This window comes from Rhizobium sp. BK251 (assembly GCF_004345245.1).
Taxonomy (GTDB): Bacteria; Pseudomonadota; Alphaproteobacteria; order Rhizobiales; family Rhizobiaceae; genus Rhizobium.
In genome coordinates, this window is sequence record NZ_SLUQ01000007.1 from 316,213 (window position 1) to 335,026 (window position 18,814).

General features: G+C 60.9%; 14 protein-coding genes. 7 read left to right on the forward strand and 7 right to left on the reverse strand.

Features of this window, described 5'->3' with window-relative positions:
* The first annotated feature begins 24 nt into the window (after nucleotides 1-24).
* Nucleotides 25-2,424: an arylsulfatase gene (locus tag EV286_RS19505; protein ID WP_132958819.1), complete on the forward strand. Its 2,400-nt coding sequence runs from the start codon at nucleotides 25-27 to the stop codon at nucleotides 2,422-2,424.
* A gap of 384 nt (nucleotides 2,425-2,808) precedes the next feature.
* Here the strand turns inward: EV286_RS19505 and EV286_RS19510 are convergent, their stop codons facing one another.
* Nucleotides 2,809-4,062, reverse strand: a complete 1,254-nt coding sequence (locus tag EV286_RS19510) for an MFS transporter (RefSeq protein WP_132958820.1) — start codon at nucleotides 4,060-4,062, stop codon at nucleotides 2,809-2,811.
* Between EV286_RS19510 and EV286_RS19515 the strand changes: the two genes are divergently transcribed.
* Both EV286_RS19515 and dnaE read left to right on the forward strand, forming a co-directional pair.
* Nucleotides 4,049-4,291, forward strand: a complete 243-nt coding sequence (locus EV286_RS19515) for a hypothetical protein (protein ID WP_132958821.1) — start codon at nucleotides 4,049-4,051, stop codon at nucleotides 4,289-4,291. The two genes, EV286_RS19510 and EV286_RS19515, sit on opposite strands and share 14 nt — an antisense overlap.
* Nucleotides 4,292-5,087: 796 nt before the next feature.
* Nucleotides 5,088-8,588, forward strand: coding sequence for a DNA polymerase III subunit alpha (gene dnaE / locus EV286_RS19520; protein ID WP_132958822.1), 3,501 nt, complete (start codon nucleotides 5,088-5,090; stop codon nucleotides 8,586-8,588).
* A 13-nt stretch (nucleotides 8,589-8,601) separates the two neighbouring features.
* Here dnaE and EV286_RS19525 read toward each other — a convergent pair whose 3' ends face one another.
* Nucleotides 8,602-9,864 carry a L,D-transpeptidase family protein gene (locus EV286_RS19525; protein ID WP_132958823.1) on the reverse strand — a complete coding sequence of 421 codons (1,263 nt, stop codon included), beginning with the start codon at nucleotides 9,862-9,864 and terminating at the stop codon, nucleotides 8,602-8,604.
* 152 nt (nucleotides 9,865-10,016) lie between these two features.
* On the opposite strand from EV286_RS19525, the gene EV286_RS19530 reads away from it, so the two are divergent.
* A complete protein-coding gene (locus tag EV286_RS19530) occupies nucleotides 10,017-11,741 on the forward strand; it encodes a GNAT family N-acetyltransferase (protein ID WP_165932887.1) in 1,725 nt (574 codons plus the stop codon).
* A 24-nt stretch (nucleotides 11,742-11,765) separates the two neighbouring features.
* Here EV286_RS19530 and EV286_RS19535 read toward each other — a convergent pair whose 3' ends face one another.
* A complete protein-coding gene (locus tag EV286_RS19535; protein WP_132959046.1) occupies nucleotides 11,766-13,058 on the reverse strand; it encodes a DNA polymerase IV in 1,293 nt (430 codons plus the stop codon).
* A gap of 77 nt (nucleotides 13,059-13,135) precedes the next feature.
* Between EV286_RS19535 and EV286_RS19540 the strand changes: the two genes are divergently transcribed.
* Nucleotides 13,136-13,723, forward strand: a complete 588-nt coding sequence (locus EV286_RS19540) for a GNAT family N-acetyltransferase (protein WP_207909891.1) — start codon at nucleotides 13,136-13,138, stop codon at nucleotides 13,721-13,723.
* Between the two features lie 14 nt (nucleotides 13,724-13,737).
* Here EV286_RS19540 and EV286_RS19545 read toward each other — a convergent pair whose 3' ends face one another.
* Entirely contained in the window at nucleotides 13,738-14,385 is a 648-nt protein-coding gene (locus EV286_RS19545; protein WP_132958825.1) for a hypothetical protein, read from the reverse strand.
* Nucleotides 14,386-14,387: 2 nt separating this feature from the next.
* Nucleotides 14,388-14,696, reverse strand: a complete 309-nt coding sequence (locus tag EV286_RS19550; protein ID WP_132958826.1) for a DUF3572 domain-containing protein — start codon at nucleotides 14,694-14,696, stop codon at nucleotides 14,388-14,390.
* Nucleotides 14,697-14,828: 132 nt separating this feature from the next.
* Between EV286_RS19550 and EV286_RS19555 the strand changes: the two genes are divergently transcribed.
* Complete coding sequence (locus EV286_RS19555; RefSeq protein ID WP_132958827.1) at nucleotides 14,829-15,200, forward strand: response regulator; 372 nt, start codon at nucleotides 14,829-14,831, stop codon at nucleotides 15,198-15,200.
* Between the two features lie 31 nt (nucleotides 15,201-15,231).
* Nucleotides 15,232-16,602, forward strand: coding sequence for a PleD family two-component system response regulator (locus EV286_RS19560; RefSeq protein WP_132958828.1), 1,371 nt, complete (start codon nucleotides 15,232-15,234; stop codon nucleotides 16,600-16,602).
* A 758-nt stretch (nucleotides 16,603-17,360) separates the two neighbouring features.
* Here the strand turns inward: EV286_RS19560 and rpmG are convergent.
* Both rpmG and EV286_RS19570 read right to left on the reverse strand, forming a co-directional pair.
* Nucleotides 17,361-17,528, reverse strand: coding sequence for a 50S ribosomal protein L33 (gene rpmG, locus EV286_RS19565; protein ID WP_003587245.1), 168 nt, complete (start codon nucleotides 17,526-17,528; stop codon nucleotides 17,361-17,363).
* 93 nt (nucleotides 17,529-17,621) lie between these two features.
* The gene (locus EV286_RS19570) at nucleotides 17,622-18,806 is read right to left on the reverse strand and encodes an MFS transporter (RefSeq protein WP_132958829.1); all 1,185 of its coding nucleotides are present in this window, start codon (nucleotides 18,804-18,806) and stop codon (nucleotides 17,622-17,624) included.
* Between the last annotated feature and the right edge of the window lie 8 nt (nucleotides 18,807-18,814).

The following is an 18,814-nucleotide window of genomic DNA, read 5'->3' on the forward strand; positions in this document are numbered from 1 at the left end:
ATAGCCAACAGGGAGCATTGAACGATGAAAACGCGTCTCTACCTCGCGGTGCTCGCCGCCAGTTGTTTTTCTGTCTTTCCCGCTGCCGCCCAGCAAGTCACCGGCACTCCAGGGTCGCCCAGCGCCACCTCGACGATCGATGGCCAGTCTCTGCCGGCCGCGCCGCCAGCGTTCGGCGGGACCATCAACCTGGACGCCCAGCAGTCGACGCCCTGGTGGCCCCCCAGCGTCGTCCCGCCAAAGGGCGCGCCCAACGTCCTGCTGATCATCACTGACGATGCGGGCTACGGTGTTTCGGGAACCTTCGGTGGCGTCATCCCGACGCCCACGCTCGATGCCGTGGCGGCGGCCGGGCTGCGCTACACCCAGTTCCACTCCACCGCGCTCTGCTCGCCGACGCGCGCCGCGTTGATCACCGGGCGGAACCACCATTCGTCGGGCTTCGGCGTGATCGCCGAACAGGCCACCGGTTTTCCCGGTTACGATACGATCATCGGTCCGAACAATGCCACGATCGGCAACATCCTCAAGAACCATGGCTATGCCACCTCGTGGTTTGGCAAGAACCACAATACCCCTACCAACGCATACTCGACCTCGGGCCCGTTCGATCAGTGGCCCTCGGGCATGGGCTTCGACTATTTCTACGGTTTCATGGGCGGAGAATCGAACCAGTGGGTGCCCTGGCTGTTCCGCAACCACACCCAGATCTCTCCGTGGAATGAAAATCCCAAATATAACCTGATCACCGGCATGGCCGACGATGCCATCAACTACCTGCGCGAGACCAATGCCGCGACGCCGGAGAAGCCGTTCTTCCTCTACTACGCGCCCGGCGCGACCCACGCACCCCACCATCCGACCGAGGAATGGATCAAGAAATTCGAGGGCAAGTTCGACATGGGCTGGAATGCCATGCGCGACCAGATCTTCGCCAACCAGAAGCGGCTTGGCGTGATCCCCGAGAACGCCAAGCTCACCCCCTGGCCCGACGATCTGCCGCAGTGGGATACGCTGAGCGCGGATGAAAAGAAAATGTTCGCCCGCCAGGCGGAGGTTTTTGCTGCCTATGTTGCCTATGCGGATAATGAGATCGGCCGGGTGATCGACGAGGTTCGCAAACAAGGCAAGCTCGACAATACGCTCATCATCTACATCGAGGGCGATAACGGTACCAGCGCCGAAGGCTCGACCATCGGCACCGCGTTTGACCTTGCAGCCATCCAGGGCATCAACATGCCCGTCGCGGATCAGCTGAAGTATTACGACGCCTGGGGTTCGGACGTGACGACGCCGCATATGTCGGTTGCCTGGTCGTGGGCCTTTGATACGCCGTTCAAATGGACCAAGCAGATCGCGTCGCATTTCGGCGGCACGCGTCAGGGCATCGCGATGTCATGGCCGGGACATATTACCGACACCGGCGGCGTTCGCAGCCAGTTTCACCATGTGATCGATATCGTGCCGACGATTCTGGAGGCCACCGGCATTCAGGCACCACAAACGGTGAATGGCATTGCCCAGAAGCCGATCGAGGGCGTCAGCATGGCCTATACCTGGTCGAAGGGGGCAAAGGACGTGCCGTCGGCCCGCCAGACCCAGTATTTCGAGATGTTCGGCGACCGCGCCATCTATCATGACGGCTGGATCGCCTCGACCACGCCGCCCGCCGGGCCTTGGCTGCTCGGCCTCGGCAAGCTTCCCAATGTACTCGATGGCTACAACTGGGAACTCTACGATATTACCAAGGACTTCTCGCAGTTCGACGATGTTGCCGCCAAGGAGCCGGCCAAGCTCAAGGAACTGCAGGAGCTGTTCCTGGTAGAGGCCGCGAAGTACCAGGTGTTCCCGCTCGACAACTCGGTCGCCACGCGGTTCATAGCGCCACGGCCGAGCGCCACCGCCGGCAGGGACACGTTCACTTATACCGGCACGCTCTCGGGCCTGCCGCCATCCTCTGCCCCCAGCCCACTGACCCGGTCCTACACGATCACCGCGGAAATCGAGGTTCCCGAGGGCGGCGGCGAAGGCATGATCAACACGCTCGGCGGCCGTTTCGGCGGCTATGGTCTCTACCTGCTGAAAGGCAAGCCGATCTTCACCTACAACATGATGGGGCTGGAGCGCTTCCGCTGGGAGGGCGCGGACGCCTTGGCCTCCGGCAAACACACCGTCGTTTTCGATTTCACCTATGATGGACCCGGTTTCGGCAAGGGTGGGACAGGTGTCTTGAGCGTTGATGGTGCCGAAATTGCCAAGCAGACAATTCCGCATACCATCCCCTTCCTTGCGACAATCGACGAATCTTTCGACGTCGGTATCGACACCCGGTTACCGATTGACGATAAGGACTACCAGGTGCCTTTCCCCTTCACCGGCACGCTCGACAAGCTGACGGTGAAGGTCGGGCCGACACAGCTCTAGGCAGAGCCGCCACACCGGCCAGCCTCCTGCGACAAGCGTTTCAGTGCCACAAGCAAGGGGCACTGAATTCCTTCATGGAAGGAACGGCAGGAGTCGTCGCTCGCATGAACTCCAGTGACGCCGAATCGCATTCGCGCCGTTTGCGAAACAGCTCCGGATTTCCGTGCCGCCGCTCCTCCGACGATCGTGGCCCAGCCAAATTCGCGGAACTGTGTAGCAAATGCCACCAACGACCGCTTCTGGGCCCAAACCGGTCATTGGTTGTCGCAAATATCGGTCGCAAGACACTGACTTTTGCAAGTGAGTTTCGCGACGAAGATTTCCCTGAAGGTTCAATCTAAGTGCTTCTGTCGCGGAATCTAGGATTTTTGCGACGACTGGCCGTTAAACCTGCCCAAAGACAGTCTCTTGTTCAACCGGCAGGGCACGTAGTCCCGGCACAGGCGATAGGAGGATAATCAGAAACTGGACCAAGAATCCTCCTGTTGCCAAGAATAGACATGCTGCAACGCCGAAATAGCCAGCGACTAGAGCACCGAGCGCAGCTCCGAGCGGCCTTGAACCATAGGTGGCGGTCATTATCAGCGCCGAAACTCGACCAAGCATGACGTTTGGCGTAACCGCCTGACGCAACGTCATCGTCGTGATGCTCCAAAGGATTGGCCCGACGCCGAACACGAAGAAACTGATGCATACCAGCCAGAATGAAGGAAACCAGAGTGTCAACAACATGAGGCAGGCTCCACAAAATCCTCCGAGCGGCCCCAGAACAATCATGGTTCCAACCGAAAAGCGCCGCGCGAGGACGGGCACGATCATGGCTCCTACAATCATGCCGACACCATCAACTCCCAACGCAATGCCTACCTGGGTTGCACTCATGCCGAGGTTCTGGACGGCGTAGGCAACAAAGACTGCTATCAAAATCACCCACGCGGTATTAAAGAAAATCGCGGTGAACAGGATCGGAAGCAGGAATTTATGATGTGCAACGAATGTCGCTCCCGCCTTCAGGTCTTGTAGCGGGTTGCTGAAGGGGCGTGGTGTCACATTGTCTTTTGGAATGCTTGCTAGATACAGCGCGGCCAGAATGGAAAGCACGGTTGCAAGGACATAGGCAGTAGAAGCGCCGGTCCAACCGACCAATGCACCACCAAGAGCGGGGCCAGCGGCAAATGCGGCGCTGCGCACCAATTCAAGCCAGCGGTTCGCATCGCCAAGTCGTGCACGGGGTACAATCGAGGGAATAATCGCAGGAGCGGCCACGCTGTAACAAACCGTCCCGACGGCTCCAATGAAGCCGAGAACTGCGAGTAGCGGCACATTCAGCAGTCCAGATACTAAAAGCAATACAATAACGATAAGGGAAAAGCTGCGTAGGACCTCCGATCCCACCATCAATGTTTTGCGCGAGGCCCGATCAACGGCAAGTCCGGCGGGAATGGACAGCAACAAAAACGGAAGGGTTTGCGCCATTTGCAGCCATCCCGTTTCAACCGGCCCTGCACCAAGCAACAAAACCGCCGCCAATGGAGCGGCTGCCAATGCTATCTGCTCGGAAAACTGTGCGAAGAGATTCGACCAGCCTATGCGTTTGAATGCGGGGGGTAGTGGAGCCGATTGGGTGGAATTCAACATCGTTTGTCCTCATGTGCAATACATGAGGACAGATGGCCTGATCTACGGAGCTATAGGCCACCCGTTTCTTGCGACTAAAATTTTCTTTGTCGCAGAATTCCCAATTAAAGCGAGAATTGTTTTTCTGACTTTTGCAACGTCCCAGAATAAGGAGTTTTGCGACTGCCGCAATGTCCGCTACTGGCGCAAAGCGGTCAATCCTGCATCACTGCCAGTTGGTGGCATTTGATCCATAACTCCGCAAATTCGCACACGTCTCATCCCCGCACCTCCAACTCGTGCCTATAATCGCCTCGTTCCGTTTCGGCTGCACCGGATACGCATCGCCGGCGAGACGGGGCCGGTGCCTTCTGGTCTGCTGGTGATGCAGGCGGATCATTGGGGGCTGCGCAGAAAATGGTCTCCCTCTCGCCTGAAAAATGGCGGGGCGTGCGTGTGCCGCACACATGATTGGACCGGCGACTGGTTCTTGCCGAAGGCTTGAACCTTTCGGAGCGTCCGGCGCAAATCGCCGCGAGCGCTTCCCTGGAAAAGGTGCCGGTATCCGCGCAGAGGGATCGGAATTGCGTGGCAAAGAACACCGAACGGGACACGTCGCGTGTCACCTATCAAATTGCAAACGAGGCACTCGACGTGTCCCGGCCGATCAGCGTCCTCTGGCTGGACCCGAGGATCACCCGAGGAAAAATACCGCGATCGCCAAGGCCGCACTCCGTCTTGTTACAGGCCCGATCTTAACCATAATCTCCAATCCACGATTCTCTTTTTGTTCTCCTGTTGACTCCGGTACGAAATGTGAACAAAATAAAAACATAAAGGAATTCGGGAGACAACGATGACTGACATTTTTCGTGACATTGCCGCATTCGCTTCCATTGCCACCTTCGTGGCAAGCCTTTCCATCATCATCATGGCCATGTGACCGGCCGCTCGTTCGAAAGCCGTTGAACGAGGAAATCCGAACTGGACTCTCACTGCTCCGCGCCCGAAAATAACCTGATTCAGGAAGTGGATAGGGCGCGGACATGGCAGATGCGGCGAATGTGAAATCAGCACCGAAGGACGTGGGGGATACTCCCCAGTTCGTCCATCTGCGCGTGCATTCCGCCTATTCGCTTCTCGAGGGCGCCTTGCCGCTCAAGAAGGTGCTCGCGAAGGCCGTTGCTGACGATCAGCCGGCCATCGCCATTACCGATACCAACAACCTCTTCGTCGCACTCGAATTCGCGCAGAAGGCGATGGACGAAGGGCTGCAGCCGATCATCGGCTGCCAGGTCTCGATCGACATGGAAGACGGCCTGGAAACAGAAAGGCGCGCGGGCCAGCAAGCGCTGGCGAAGCTGCCTTCGATCGTCCTTCTCTCGGCGACCGCCGCCGGCTATGAGCGTCTCGTGGACCTCGTCAGCCGTGCCTATCTTGGGGGAGAGGGCAGCCAGGCGGCTCACATACGGGCGTCCTGGCTCGCGGAAATCGGAACGGAGGGCCTCATCGCTCTCACGGGCGCTCTGGGCGGACCGGTCGATTCGGCCTTGAAGGATGGTCATCGCGCGCCTGCGGAAAGAAGGCTCCTCGAACTGAAGCGCCTGTTCGGCGACCGCCTCTATGTCGAATTGCAGCGTCACGGCACCTATGACCGCGCCCATGAGCGCCGGATCGTTGCGCTCGCCTACCAGCACGCGCTGCCGCTGGTCGCCACCAACGAGGCCTTCTTCCCGACACGGGCAGACTACGACGCGCACGACGCGCTGATGGCGGTGGCGCACAATGCCATCGTCTCGGATGACAGCCGCTTTCGCCTGACGCAGGATCACTATCTGAAGGGCAGGGCGGATATGGCCAAGCTCTTCGCCGATCTGCCGGAGGCTCTCGAAAATACCGTCGAGATCGCGCGACGCTGCTCCTTCGTGCTGCAGACGCGCAAGCCGATCCTGCCGCGCTTTACCGGTGCCACGGACGATCCCGAGGAGGCAGAGCGTGCCGAGTCCGGCGAGCTGCGCCGCCAGGCCGTCGAAGGCCTGGACATGCGGCTCGCAACGCTTGGCATGTCGCCGGGCTACGAGGAGAAGGATTACCGCGAGCGGCTGGAATTCGAGCTCAGCGTCATCGAGCGCATGAAGTTTCCCGGCTACTTCCTCATCGTTGCCGACTTCATCAAGTGGGCCAAGCAGCAGGACATTCCCGTCGGCCCGGGCCGCGGCTCGGGCGCGGGCTCGCTCGTCGCCTATGCATTGACGATCACCGATGTCGATCCGCTGCGCTTTTCGTTGCTCTTCGAACGCTTCCTCAATCCCGAGCGCGTGTCGATGCCGGACTTCGACATCGACTTCTGCCAGGACCGCCGCGAAGAAGTGATCCGCTACGTCCAGCAGAAATACGGCCGCGAGCAGGTGGCGCAGATCATAACCTTCGGTTCGCTGCAGGCGCGTGCTGCGCTGCGCGACGTCGGCCGCGTGCTGGAAATGCCCTATGGCCAGGTCGACAAGATCTGCAAGCTGGTACCGAACAACCCGGCCAATCCGACGCCGCTCTCCAAGGCAATCGAGGAGGAGCCGAAGCTGAGGGAGGAGGCGGAGAAGGAGCCCGTGGTCGCGCGTCTGCTCGACATCGCCCAGAAGATCGAGGGCCTGTATCGCCACGCCTCGACCCACGCCGCCGGCATCGTCATCGGCGACCGTCCGCTCTCCAAGCTCGTGCCGATGTACCGCGATCCGCGCTCGGACATGCCGGTCACGCAGTTCAACATGAAGTGGGTCGAGCAGGCGGGCCTCGTCAAGTTCGACTTCCTCGGCCTGAAGACGTTGACTGTGCTGAAGGTCGCCGTCGATTTCGTGGCGAAACGCGGCATCAGCGTCGACCTTGCCTCCATCCCTCTGGATGACAAGAAGACCTACGACATGCTGTCACGCGGCGAGACGGTCGGCGTGTTCCAGGTGGAAAGTGCGGGCATGCGCAAGGCGCTGATCGGCATGAAGCCGGACTGCATCGAGGATATCATCGCGCTGGTTGCGCTCTACCGACCGGGGCCGATGGAGAACATTCCGGTCTACAATGCTCGCAAGCACGGCGAGGAGGAGCTCGCGTCGATCCACCCGATGATCGACCACCTCCTGAAGGAAACGCAGGGCGTCATCGTCTATCAGGAACAGGTGATGCAGATCGCCCAGGTCCTTTCCGGCTATTCGCTTGGCGAGGCCGACCTGCTGCGTCGTGCCATGGGCAAGAAGATCAAGGCGGAGATGGACCAGCAGCGCGAGCGCTTCGTCGTTGGCGCCGTCAAGAACGGCGTGTCGAAGCCGCAGGCCGATACGATCTTCGAGCTCCTCGCCAAGTTCGCGAACTACGGCTTCAACAAGTCCCACGCCGCCGCCTACGCGATCGTCTCCTACCAGACAGCCTATATGAAGGCGCATTATCCGGTGGAGTTCCTGGCGGCCTCGATGACCCTCGACATGTCGAACACCGAGAAGGTCAACGACTTCCGCCAGGATGCCAAGCGGCTCGGCATCGAGGTGATCGCGCCGTCGGTGCAGACTTCGTTCCGCCATTTCGAGACCGGCGACAACCGCATCTATTATGCTCTCGCTGCGATCAAGGGCGTCGGCGAATCTGCCGTCGATCATGTCGTCGAGGTGCGCGGCGACCGGCCCTTTGCGAGCATCGAGGATTTCTGCCTGCGCATTGATCCGAAGCAGATCAACCGCCGTGTTCTCGAAAGCCTTGTCTATGCCGGTGCGTTCGATAGCTTCGGCATCGACCGTGCTCAACTGGTGGCAGGGCTCGAGCGCATCTCCGGCTATGCCCAGCGCGCCCAGGAAAACAAGGTCAGTGGCCAGTCCGACATGTTCGGCAGCGGAGGCGCCTCCGGACCCGAGCGGATATCCTTCCCGACCTTCACGCCCTGGCTCGCCTCCGAGCGGCTTCTGAAGGAGTTCCAGGTGCTGGGCTTTTATCTCACGGCCCACCCGCTCGATACCTACAACGCCATGCTGCAGAAGATGCGCGTCCAGACCTTTGCGGATTTCTCCATCGCCGTGAAGCAGGGGGCAGCCAACGCCCGTCTCGCGGGCACCGTCATTTCGAAGCAGGAGCGCAAGACCCGTACCGGCAACAAGATGGGCATCTTCGTCTTCTCGGACTCTTCCGGGCAGTTCGAGGCGGTGCTCTTCTCGGAGACGCTGAACCAGTACCGGGATGTGCTTGAAGTCGGCAAATCCTTCGTCATCACCGCGCAGGCCGACGAGCGTCCGGAAGGCGTCAGCCTGCGCCTGCAGACGGCGCAGTCGCTGGAAGAGAAGTCGCTGCAGATGCAGAAGGCGCTGAGGGTCTATGTCCGCGATTCCGGGCCATTGAGGGCAGTCGCCACCCATCTCAACGCCAAGGGCGATGGGCTCGTCTCCTTCATCGTGATCAAGGAGGACGGGAGGCGTGAAATCGAGGTGGCTCTCTCGGAGAGGTTCCGCATCACGCCGGAAATTGCCGCCGCATTGCGCACGGCGCCGGGCGTGGTCGACGTGGAACTGGTGTGACGCCCGGCAGGCTTCAGCCGGAGCCGTCGCGGGTGATGGTGATGAAGTCGGTGCCCTTGCCGGTCTCTGTGCCGAGCCCTGAATCCGTGATCGTCAGCGTCGAGCCGGAACTCAGGAGGTCGCCGACCATGCGGCGCGTCTCTTCCGGGATCGAGATGCGGTCGAGCACGTCGACCGGCACGTTGGAGACGACCGCCTTTTCGTAGGAGCGGATGCCGAGACGCTTCATTGCGGCCTTGCTCAGCCGGTCCTCCAGCGTCATGCCCACCCATTCTGCCGTGCCCTCCTCGTGGTCGACGGAATGCACGGTGTAGAAGTGCGTGCCGAGCGCGACCTCGGGATCGGTGATGGTTACCGGCGCCTCGAACAGCGGCGCAAAGTCCTGCCTGACCATCAGGATCCCGTTCGGCGGCTCGCCCCTGCCCGCAGCCTGGTAGACGGCGTGGATGAGCTTATCCGAGACGAGCTGGCGGTCGCCCGCGAATTCCAGCGGACGCAACTGCTTGAAAGTGTTGATCGCCTGGATCGTGGAGCGGCCGAGCATGCCGTCGGTGACGCCGGCCGAAAAGCCCAACGCATTGAGCATCCGCTGCAGGTGGATCACGGTTTCCTGCGCCCCGCGCCGGGTAATCAGGATGCGGATCGGAGCATCCTCCTTCTGGACCCTCGGTACGATGGTGGTGCTGGCGCTTATCTGTGTTTTCGGCGGCTCGTTCATCGCCACCTGTACCGGCGGGCCGGCCTTGTCCGGAAGGCTTGGCCGCAGCACGGCGTCGGAGAGCAATTCGAGCGTCGCTTGAGCGGCTTCCGGACGGAAGAGTGATGGATGATCGACGGGCTCGGGTGCAACCGCCTTGTCGGCAATGATCACCGGCACGCCGCGCTTCGTCATCTTGTAGAGCTGGAGCGCAAAGGCCTTCGGCAGGCGCACGCATCCATGCGACGCAGGATAGCCGGGAACGAAGCTCGATTCATGGAGCGCGATGCCGGACCATGTGAGGCGCTGCATGTAGGGCATCGGCGAATTCGAATAGATGTTGGATTCGTGGTACTTCTCCTTCTCCAGCACGGAGAAGATACCGCTCGGCGTCGAGTGACCCTGCTTGCCGGTCGAAGCCTTGGACGCGGCGACAACCTCGGTGCCGTCATAGACCGTGACGGACTGCTCGCTTTTTGAGACGACGATTTGCAGCTTGCGTGCGTCTGCGGCAAGCACGGGATGCATCAGTGCCGTGGCCGACAGCAGCCCCAGGCCGAAGAGGAAACGCGAAATCATGACGCCAAACCAAACGCAATACTTGCCCGCAAAATAGTAGTCGAAGTTTAAGGAAGGCTTGAGAACGGCCGCCTTCTCCTTCTGCCTCCCACTATTGTTCAGCTCGATACTTTATGCAATCCTTATATATGCTGCGGTCTGGGGGGACCGAAATGCATATTGACGTGCTTGAAAAGGCCGGGGATCTCGCAAAGCTGAAAGAGAACTGGGATGAGGTCTATGCGGCCGATCCCGAAGCGCACTATTTCCTGTCATGGATCTGGATAGCGAGCTGGTTCGAACGCCCGATACGCTGGTTCGTGCTCGCTGCCAAGGAAACGCCCGATGCCGAAAAGTATGTCGCCTTCTTTCCACTGAGGCTGCGTACCGAGTTCGACGGCGAACGCGGTTTCTTCAACACGATCATGACCGGCGCCTCGAACTATGCCGTCTATACCGGTTTGCTGTGCAGGCCCGACTGCGAGGATCGCGCCGTCCCGGCCTTCGCGGACTGTCTTCGCGGCTTCAATTGGACGAGCCTCCATCTCGACGACGTCTACCTTTCCCAGGAGCGCCTCGACCTCTTCCTCGATCGCTTTCCGCCCGGCAATTTCGTCACCGGCAAGGTGACGCGTCCGGTCCACAGGACCTCCGGCGGCGAAGACATCGATCACGACGTCTATGTCTACGTGCGCCTGCCTGCAGATTTTGAGACCTTTCTCGCCGAGAAGGTGGGGCCGAAGACAAGGCGCAACATCAGGCTCTACCTCAGGAAGCTCGACGGCGCCGACGAGCTTCGCGTGACCCACGCCACCGAAGAGACGATCGAACGCGACCTGGAGATCTTCTACCGGATGTGGGAGGCGCAATGGGGCGCCAAGAGCAGGCGCTACGCCGATTCCATCCTCGATAGCTCAAGGCACATGCTGGCGCGGTGCTTTCGCGACGGCTCCGTTTTCCTGCCGATCCTGTGGCAGGGCGATACGCCGGTCGCGGTCTTCGTCAACCTCCTCGATCGTCAAAGGAGAACGATCATCTGCTTCCTCGGCAGCCGCGACCCGGCGCTCAAGAACCCGTCGCCCGGGCTGCTGCTCCACGCCTACAACATGCGCTGGGGGATCGAGAACGGGTTCTCCGTCTACGATCTCGGCACGGGCGACTATTCCTACAAATACATATTCGGCTCGGAGGAACACCGCGTCGAACGCATGCGGATAACGACCGCGACGGGGCGCAACATCGGCGACCGCTTGGACCCACGCTCGCTATCGGTCGCGGCGGGCAGGGTCGAGCATTTCCTCGAAATCGGCGAACTTGCGAATGCCCAACGCGGATGCCGGCAGATCCTTGCGGCGGATCCGGCGCACGCGGGCGCGCTGCGCCTTGCCGCCCGGATCAACGCAGCCGAGACAGCGCCTCCGCCTCTGCACGAGGCCGTCACGTTCGAGGCTACCTTCGCGCATCACCGCGCCGGCGAGCTCGCCAAGGCGGCGGCCGGCTATCGTGCGCTGATCGCCGCCGAGCCGAGGCACTTCGAGGCCAATCACCAGCTGGGCGTCGTCCTCTTCCAGCAGGGCGATGCGAAGGCGGCGGAGACACAGATCCGCCATGCCCTCGGCATCAGGCCCGACGCAGCATCGGCCCATTGCAACTACGGCAACGTGCTTGCCGGGCTCGGCGACTTCGTGCGCGCGATTTCAAGCTACGACCGGGCGGTTGCGCTGGCGCCGGACAATGCCATCGCCTTCCACAATCGCGGCAATGCGCTGAGACGCGTCGGGCGACTGGACGAGGCGCTGGGGAGCTATGAACGCGCCATCGCGCTGCGACCGGACTACGAGGCGGCTTTGAAGGGGAGGGCGGCCATCCTGGAGCAGGCCCGGACATCCCCGGCTTAGCCCTTGTGAACCGATCCCGCGGCGCTACTTGTCGCGCTTGCCGCCTTCGAATGTGTATCCGGTCTCGACCGTCCCCTTGCCGAATTTGTCCCGAAGCTTGTCCATCGCCGCCTCGGCCGCCGCCCTGCGCGTTGCCTGGTGGTCGATCAGGTCAGGAGGATCGGCACGGGCCGCGTCGCTGAGGTCCGTGACGCCGATGCCGATCAGGCGGAATTTCGTGCCACCCGTTTCGCGCTCCAGCAGTTCGACACCAGTCCGGAATATCCGGTCGGCGAGCTGGGTGGGATCCTCGAGGCGCCGGTTGCGCGTGCGCAGCTTGAAGTCGGCGGTCTTCAGCTTCAACACCACGGTCTGCCCTGCAATGCCGCTCTTCTTCAGCCGCCACGACACCTTTTCGGAGAGATTGCGCAGGATCGGCACGAGATCATCATGGCGCGATATGTCGTCGAAGAATGTAGTCTCGGCGGAAACGCTCTTGGCCGGGTCGTTGAGGTGCACCACGCGGTCGTCGACGCCGCGCGACAGGCGGTAGAGCCTCTGGCCCATGACGCCGTAGCGACGCATGAGATCGCCTTCCTCCATGGTCTGGAGCTGGCCGATCGTGCGGATGCCATCCCCCTCCATGGTTGCGGCCAGCGCCTTTCCGACGCCCCATATGGTCGTGACCGGGCGTGGCGCGAGGAAGGAAACAGCCTCCTCGCGTCCGATCACCGAGAAGCCGCGTGGCTTCTGCAGGTCGGAGGCGACCTTGGCGAGGAACTTGCAATATGACAGGCCGATCGAGATCGTGATGCCGATCTCCTTCTCGACGCGCTTGGCGAACTTGGCGAGGGTCCGCGCTGGCGGATCATGATGCAGGCGCTCCGTGCCGGCGAGCTCAAGGAAGGCCTCGTCGATGGAGAGAGGCTGCACCAGCGGTGTCAATTCCTGCATGAGGGCACGGACTTCGCGGCCGACACGCACGTATTTCTCCATGTCCGGCCGGATGACGATCGCCTGCGGGCAGGCCTCCAGCGCCTTGAACATCGGCATTGCGGAGCGCACGCCGTGGATGCGCGCGACATAGCAGGCGGTCGAGACCACGCCGCGTTTTCCGCCGCCGATGATGACCGGCTTGTCGGCAAGTTCCGGATTGTCACGCTTCTCGACAGAGGCGTAGAAGGCGTCGCAATCGATATGAGCGAGCGTCAGCCCATAGAGTTCCTTATGATAGACGAGCCGCGGGCTTCCGCAGGCGCGACAACGCGGCCGGGCGCCCGGCTGCTCGCTGAGGCAGTCTCGGCAGAAGCCTAAGGTCTTGTCGGGCGCGCTCGTCATCATGGGAACAAAGATTGAACGTCGCCACTTTATGTCCTATGCTTTTGAGTCTCAAGAGGTAGCGAAGGGGTCTCCCGGTGATCTCGAACGACTTTGACGCCCGGCCGTTGACGCCGGACAGGTGGAGTGACTTCGAGACGCTTTTCGGACCGCAGGGCGGCTGCGAATACTGTTGGTGCACCTATTTTCGCATGAGCGCACCGGAGCGCCGCGCCCTGGACAGGGAGGCACGCAAAGGCGCCATGAGGGCCCGCGTCGCGCGCGGGACGGTGCCGCCGGGTCTTCTCGGCTATATGGGGGAGGAACCGTTCGCCTGGGTGCAGGTGGGCCCGAGAGGGGAGTTGCCGCGCTGGAATTCGCCGAGGACCGCGTCGAGACCACTCGAGGCGGGGGACGCGGAAGATCCCGGCATCTGGGCGGTAAGCTGCTTCTTCATGGCATCCAGATTTCGCGGAAAGGGCCATAGCCATGGGATGCTGTCGGCGGCGATCGATTTTGCAAGGCGGAATGGCGCCCGGCTGCTGGAGGGCTGTCCGATCGAGCGAACCAAGCAGTCGAAATCCGTCGGGCTTTATGTCGGGCCGTTGCGCATCTTCAAGGCGGCAGGCTTTGCGGAGGTTGCAAGGCGAAGAGACGGCCGACCGCTGATGCGAATGGTGCTCTGAAGGCTGGTTGGCCGTCAGCGTGTGATGTGGACGCTGATCAGGGCGGCGGCGTGGCGCCAGTCTTCGGCCCGCTGGATTCCCGCTTCGGCGGCGGGCGCAAGGCGGTGAACGGCAGAGTCGGGCATGAGATGCAGCAGCAGGCAGCCGGAGACGTGGTCGCGGACCGAATGCAGGTTACGGGCCATGTCATCGACGAATGCGACCGGCAGGGATCGATCCCCGTGAAGCGCTTGGACGACCGGACCCTTGGGTTGCTCGGTCGCCAGCAGCGGGAAGGTGAGCCCGAGCCGGTCGAGCAGTCGGCGTCGCTGATCGACGAACCGCGGCGGCATGGCCGTAAGGAAGATGATGTCGGCCTCTTTGGAGAGTGCCTCGAGCGTTAGCGTAACCAGTTCAAACGGCGTCTGCCATTGATCCTGCGCCTCGAAGAAGGCCCCGATCAGGCGTGTGACCTCGGCGTCCTCGAGCGCAATGCCGCTCGATCTCGAGACGATGTTGCCGTGCAGCCGGAAGGAGCGGGGCAGGAACTGATGACCTTGGCTCTCCAGGAAGGCTTCGAAGGGGGCGATGAATTGCAGCACCACATCATCCACATCGCAGACGACGAGCGGTCGGTCTTGAAGGCGGACATGAGAGACGTCGAGTTCGATGGCGTCAGTCAAGGTCAATACTCTCCGGAGGACAGTCCCTGCGGCGAAAAATGCTGCCACGCGCTGACGACCGTTTCGGGCGGAATTCCGCTTGCCTCGCAGAAGGCCACCAGCGTCGGCTCATGGCCCATCAGGAAATCGAGCATCCCGGCAAGGAAGCCCGGGTCATTCACCGCATCGCGCACCTGGCCCGGTTCAACGCCGGTAAGCGCAAGGAAACGGCCGAATAGATCCGGCTCTCCCACGAGCCATCCAAGAACTTTGATCGCTGTTTCCTGCGGGTCGGCCGCAAATGCCTTTCCCGTTTTGAATTTGCTTTGCATTTCGCTGGGTAAATTACCTTTTCTTCAACCAAATACCGGTAGCGTAAGGCTCTCGGATTCATGGAGCCGGCTTGTTCGCGAATGTATATATTTAATACACCGTTGCAAGGTCGGACGCGGGGACAGCATGTCATGCCCAAACAGGTGATGATCGTAGAGGACAACGAGCTCAACATGAAGCTCTTTCGTGACCTGATCGAGGCATCGGGCTACACGACCATCCAGACGCGGAACGGCATGGAGGCGCTGGACCTTGCGCGCAAGCATCGCCCGGATCTGATCCTGATGGACATCCAGCTTCCGGAGGTTTCCGGCCTGGAGGTCACCAAGTGGCTGAAGGAGGACAGTGACCTCCATGTCATTCCGGTGATCGCGGTGACTGCTTTTGCGATGAAGGGCGACGAGGAACGCATCCGCCAGGGCGGTTGCGAGGCTTATGTGTCGAAGCCGATTTCTGTTCCAAAATTCATTGAGACCATAAAGACATATTTGGGGGATGCCTGATGCCGGACGGCAGGCGGGCGGGAATGGGGTTATGACTGCACGCATTCTGGTGGTGGACGATGTCCCCGCGAACGTGAAGCTTCTCGAGGCGAGGCTGCTGGCGGAGTATTTCGACGTCCTGTCGGCGGCAGACGGCTTCGAGGCGCTTGCGGTCTGCGAACACCATCAGGTCGATATCGTGCTGCTCGACGTCATGATGCCGGGCATGGATGGCTTCGAGGTCTGCGAGCGGCTGAAGGAAAATCCGCGCACCTCGCACATCCCGGTCGTCATGGTGACGGCACTCGACCAGCCGACCGACCGCGTGCGCGGCCTGAAGGCCGGCGCTGACGACTTCCTCACGAAGCCCGTCAACGACCTCCAGCTCATTTCGCGGGTCAAGAGCCTCGTGCGCCTGAAGACGCTGAGCGACGAACTGCGCATGCGCATGGAGACCGCGAATTCGATCGGCATGGACGATCTCCTGCGCGCCGAGGGCAAGGGCGACGATGTGGGCAAGGTTCTCCTGGTCGACGGGCGTGCAAGCTCGCAGGAACGGATCATCCGGGCACTGAATCCGATCGCGGAGGTCTCCGCCATGTCAGACCCACAGGCCGCGCTGTTCGAGGCGGCCGAACGGTCCTTCGAACTCGTCATCGTAAATTCCAATTTCGACGACTACGATCCGCTGCGCCTATGCTCGCAGCTGCGCTCACTGGACCGCACGCGCTTCCTGCCGATCCTGCTGATCGCGGAGCAGGGGGCCGATGAGATGGTCATGCGCGCGCTCGACCTCGGCGTGAACGACTATATCGTCCGCCCGGTCGATGCGAACGAGCTCGTTGCCCGCAGCCTCACCCAGATCCGCCGCAAGCGCTACAACGACCGCCTGCGGGCCAGCGTCAAGGAAACGATCGAGCTTGCGGTAACCGATGCGCTGACCGGCCTCAACAACCGTCGCTATCTGGACAGTCACCTGAAGGCGCTGTTCAAGCGCGCCACGGTCAGGGGCCGCCCGCTTTCCGTCCTCATCACGGATATCGACCGCTTCAAGCTGGTCAACGATACCTACGGGCACGATGCGGGCGACGAAGTGCTGCGCGAATTCGCCGGCCGCATCCGCTCGACGGTGCGCGGCGCCGATCTCGCCTGCCGCTTTGGCGGCGAGGAGTTCGTCATCGTCATGCCCGATACGCCGGAAGACGTCGCCGCATCCGTTGCCGAGAGATTGAGAAGCTCAGTGGAGAGCATGCCCTTCGTGCTGCGCAGCTCGGGCCAGGCGCTCAATCTCACCGCATCCTTCGGCCTTTCCTCGCGCGCGATCGCGATCGAGACGCCGGAGCAACTGATGAAGCAGGCCGACCGCGCCCTCTACGAGGCGAAGAAAACGGGTCGCAACCGGGTCGTCGCCGCGGCCGCCTGACCCCGCGCGATACCGTGGTGCGCGCCTTCCGGCCCGATTTTCCACAGGCTCACCGCATCCTACCCCTATTTGATGAGGGTAGACCGCAACCGCTCCGCATGGATACTTTGTCCGTCGCTACCGTCGGTATGTGCATTGGAGAATTTTAACGTATCAGAGAAATTTTCGCTTTCAATCGTGTAAACTTTGATTACTCTCCAGCACAACAGCCAACTTCTGGGTGAAATTTATGTTTAGCTGCGTGAATGCCCTCACCCAAGGTGAGGGAGATTCCGATTTATTCTGTGAACAATATAGGCTTTTCTCAGAGAGTTGTTTGTTTTCTATTTTACATGCAAAACAGGATCGATTAGGCGTAATTTTGTTGTTGAAGAAGTTCAGCGCGTCCATTTCTGTGCCAAGGCGGGAATTTTAACCATAGAGAGATATCGGATTTTTCATCATTAAGAATTTGTTGATTTTCTTCCGGTTTCGCGCAAATTATCGGCACATAAAGAGACAAGTCCCGTAAGGGCAGGTCTACCCCATGATGCTCAGGTCCGCCGCATCTCCTGGGTCGTGGGGTCGGTCGGCTGGTAGGCAAACTACGCGGCTCCTCGTGCCGCCATTGCATGCTGGCCGACCCCCTTATCGAAACGCCGCTCTTCCAAGGGAAGACGCGGCGTTTTTCTTTTCCAATGCCCGAAAACAAATATGCCCAAAAACAAAAAAGCGCGCAGCCGAGGCGCGCGCTTTACCGTGAAACGGATCGATCGAGATTACTTGATCTTCGTTTCCTTGAACTCGACATGCTTCTTGGCAATCGGGTCGTACTTGGTCTTCGTCATCTTGTCCGTCATCGTACGGCTGTTCTTCGTCGTGACGTAAAAGAAACCGGTGTCGGCTGTCGACAGCAGCTTGATCTTGATTGTTGTAGCCTTGGCCATGGTCGTCCTGCCTTTAAGAAAAATGAAGCCGTGGACGGCCCGTTCGGGTCCACGGCGAATTCTCGCGCGAAACTACAAATCGCGCCCGAAAAGTCAAGCCCGATTTCGCCTGAAAAGCAGGCGTATCCCCGAGAGAACGACATAAACACCGAAGAAACAGGCAATTGCCCAGGCAAAACCATTGTTTCCGGTGACGTCGATTGCCGCACCGATGACCTGCGGCCCCGCGACCGTTCCCACCGCATAACAGAAGACGAAGGCGGCATTGGCGGCCGCAAGGTCCGAGCCCGTCAGCCGCGAGCCGAGATGGCTCAATCCGACCGTATAGAGCCCGGAAACGCTGCCGCCCCAGAAGAGAAGGACCGCGGCCATGAGGACCCAGTTGCCCGCGAGATAGGGCAGCATCAGCGATCCTATGAGGCCGACGGTCGCCATCATGGTCAGCAATGGCCGCTTGTCCTTGAGACGGTCGGAAAGCATGCCGAGCGGTATCTGGAAGACGACGTTGCCGATGCCCATCACGGTGAGGAGCAGGGCGGCCTGCGATTCGGTCGAGCCGGTGCGCGTCGCATAGATCGGGAAGAGGGAAAGTCCGCCGGCCTCCACCGCGCCGAATATGAACACCGCGGCTGTCGCCGTCGGCACTAGGAAGACGTAGCGCATGAAGTGCAGCTCCGGCTTCTCGTCGAGAACCGGGCTTTCGTCGCGTGCAATGAAGATGGGGACGGCCGCGATCAGTATTGCCCCGGCACCGACCAGAAACGGATAGATGCCGTCGCTGCCGAGCATCGAGAACAGCAACGGGCCTGCCGCAAAGCCGAGCGACAGCACCGTGGCATAGATGCCGAGCACGAAGCCGCGTTTGGATGGCGGCGAGGCGGCATTGATCCAGAATTCCGAGAGAATGAAGAGGGTGGTCGTCGCGCCGTGGAAGGCGACGCGCAGCGGGAACCACAGCCAGAAATTCTCGGCATAATAAAAGCCCAATGCGCTCACTGCGGAAATGAGCACTGCCCAGAGCATCGTCTGCGCGACGCCCCATTTATGCGCGAGGTAGGTCGTCACCGGCGCCGCGGCCATGGCGGCAATGCCGGCCATCGCGGTATTGAGGCCGATCAGCGTCGACGAGATGCCGCGCTTTTCCAGGATGATGCTGAGGAGCGGCAATCCAAGGCCAATGGCAATCCCCACTGCCGAGATCGAGGATATGGCTGCAACGAGCGAAGGCCAATGGATCTCCTCGACGTGGCCTGTGGTGCCGTTGCTCGGCTGAGTCATGCATTCAT

What these genes read in the sequence shown, in the direction of transcription:
- EV286_RS19505 (WP_132958819.1), top strand. Translation starts at nt 25, where the DNA reads ATGAAAACGCGTCTCTACCTCGCGGTGCTCGCCGCCAGTTGTTTTTCT.
- EV286_RS19510 (WP_132958820.1), bottom strand. Translation starts at nt 4,062, where the DNA reads ATGTTGAATTCCACCCAATCGGCTCCACTACCCCCCGCATTCAAACGC.
- dnaE (WP_132958822.1), top strand. Translation starts at nt 5,088, where the DNA reads ATGGCAGATGCGGCGAATGTGAAATCAGCACCGAAGGACGTGGGGGAT.
- EV286_RS19525 (WP_132958823.1), bottom strand. Translation starts at nt 9,864, where the DNA reads ATGATTTCGCGTTTCCTCTTCGGCCTGGGGCTGCTGTCGGCCACGGCA.
- EV286_RS19530 (WP_165932887.1), top strand. Translation starts at nt 10,017, where the DNA reads ATGCATATTGACGTGCTTGAAAAGGCCGGGGATCTCGCAAAGCTGAAA.
- EV286_RS19535 (WP_132959046.1), bottom strand. Translation starts at nt 13,058, where the DNA reads ATGACGAGCGCGCCCGACAAGACCTTAGGCTTCTGCCGAGACTGCCTC.
- EV286_RS19550 (WP_132958826.1), bottom strand. Translation starts at nt 14,696, where the DNA reads ATGCAAAGCAAATTCAAAACGGGAAAGGCATTTGCGGCCGACCCGCAG.
- EV286_RS19555 (WP_132958827.1), top strand. Translation starts at nt 14,829, where the DNA reads ATGCCCAAACAGGTGATGATCGTAGAGGACAACGAGCTCAACATGAAG.
- EV286_RS19560 (WP_132958828.1), top strand. Translation starts at nt 15,232, where the DNA reads ATGACTGCACGCATTCTGGTGGTGGACGATGTCCCCGCGAACGTGAAG.
- rpmG (WP_003587245.1), bottom strand. Translation starts at nt 17,528, where the DNA reads ATGGCCAAGGCTACAACAATCAAGATCAAGCTGCTGTCGACAGCCGAC.
- EV286_RS19570 (WP_132958829.1), bottom strand. Translation starts at nt 18,806, where the DNA reads ATGACTCAGCCGAGCAACGGCACCACAGGCCACGTCGAGGAGATCCAT.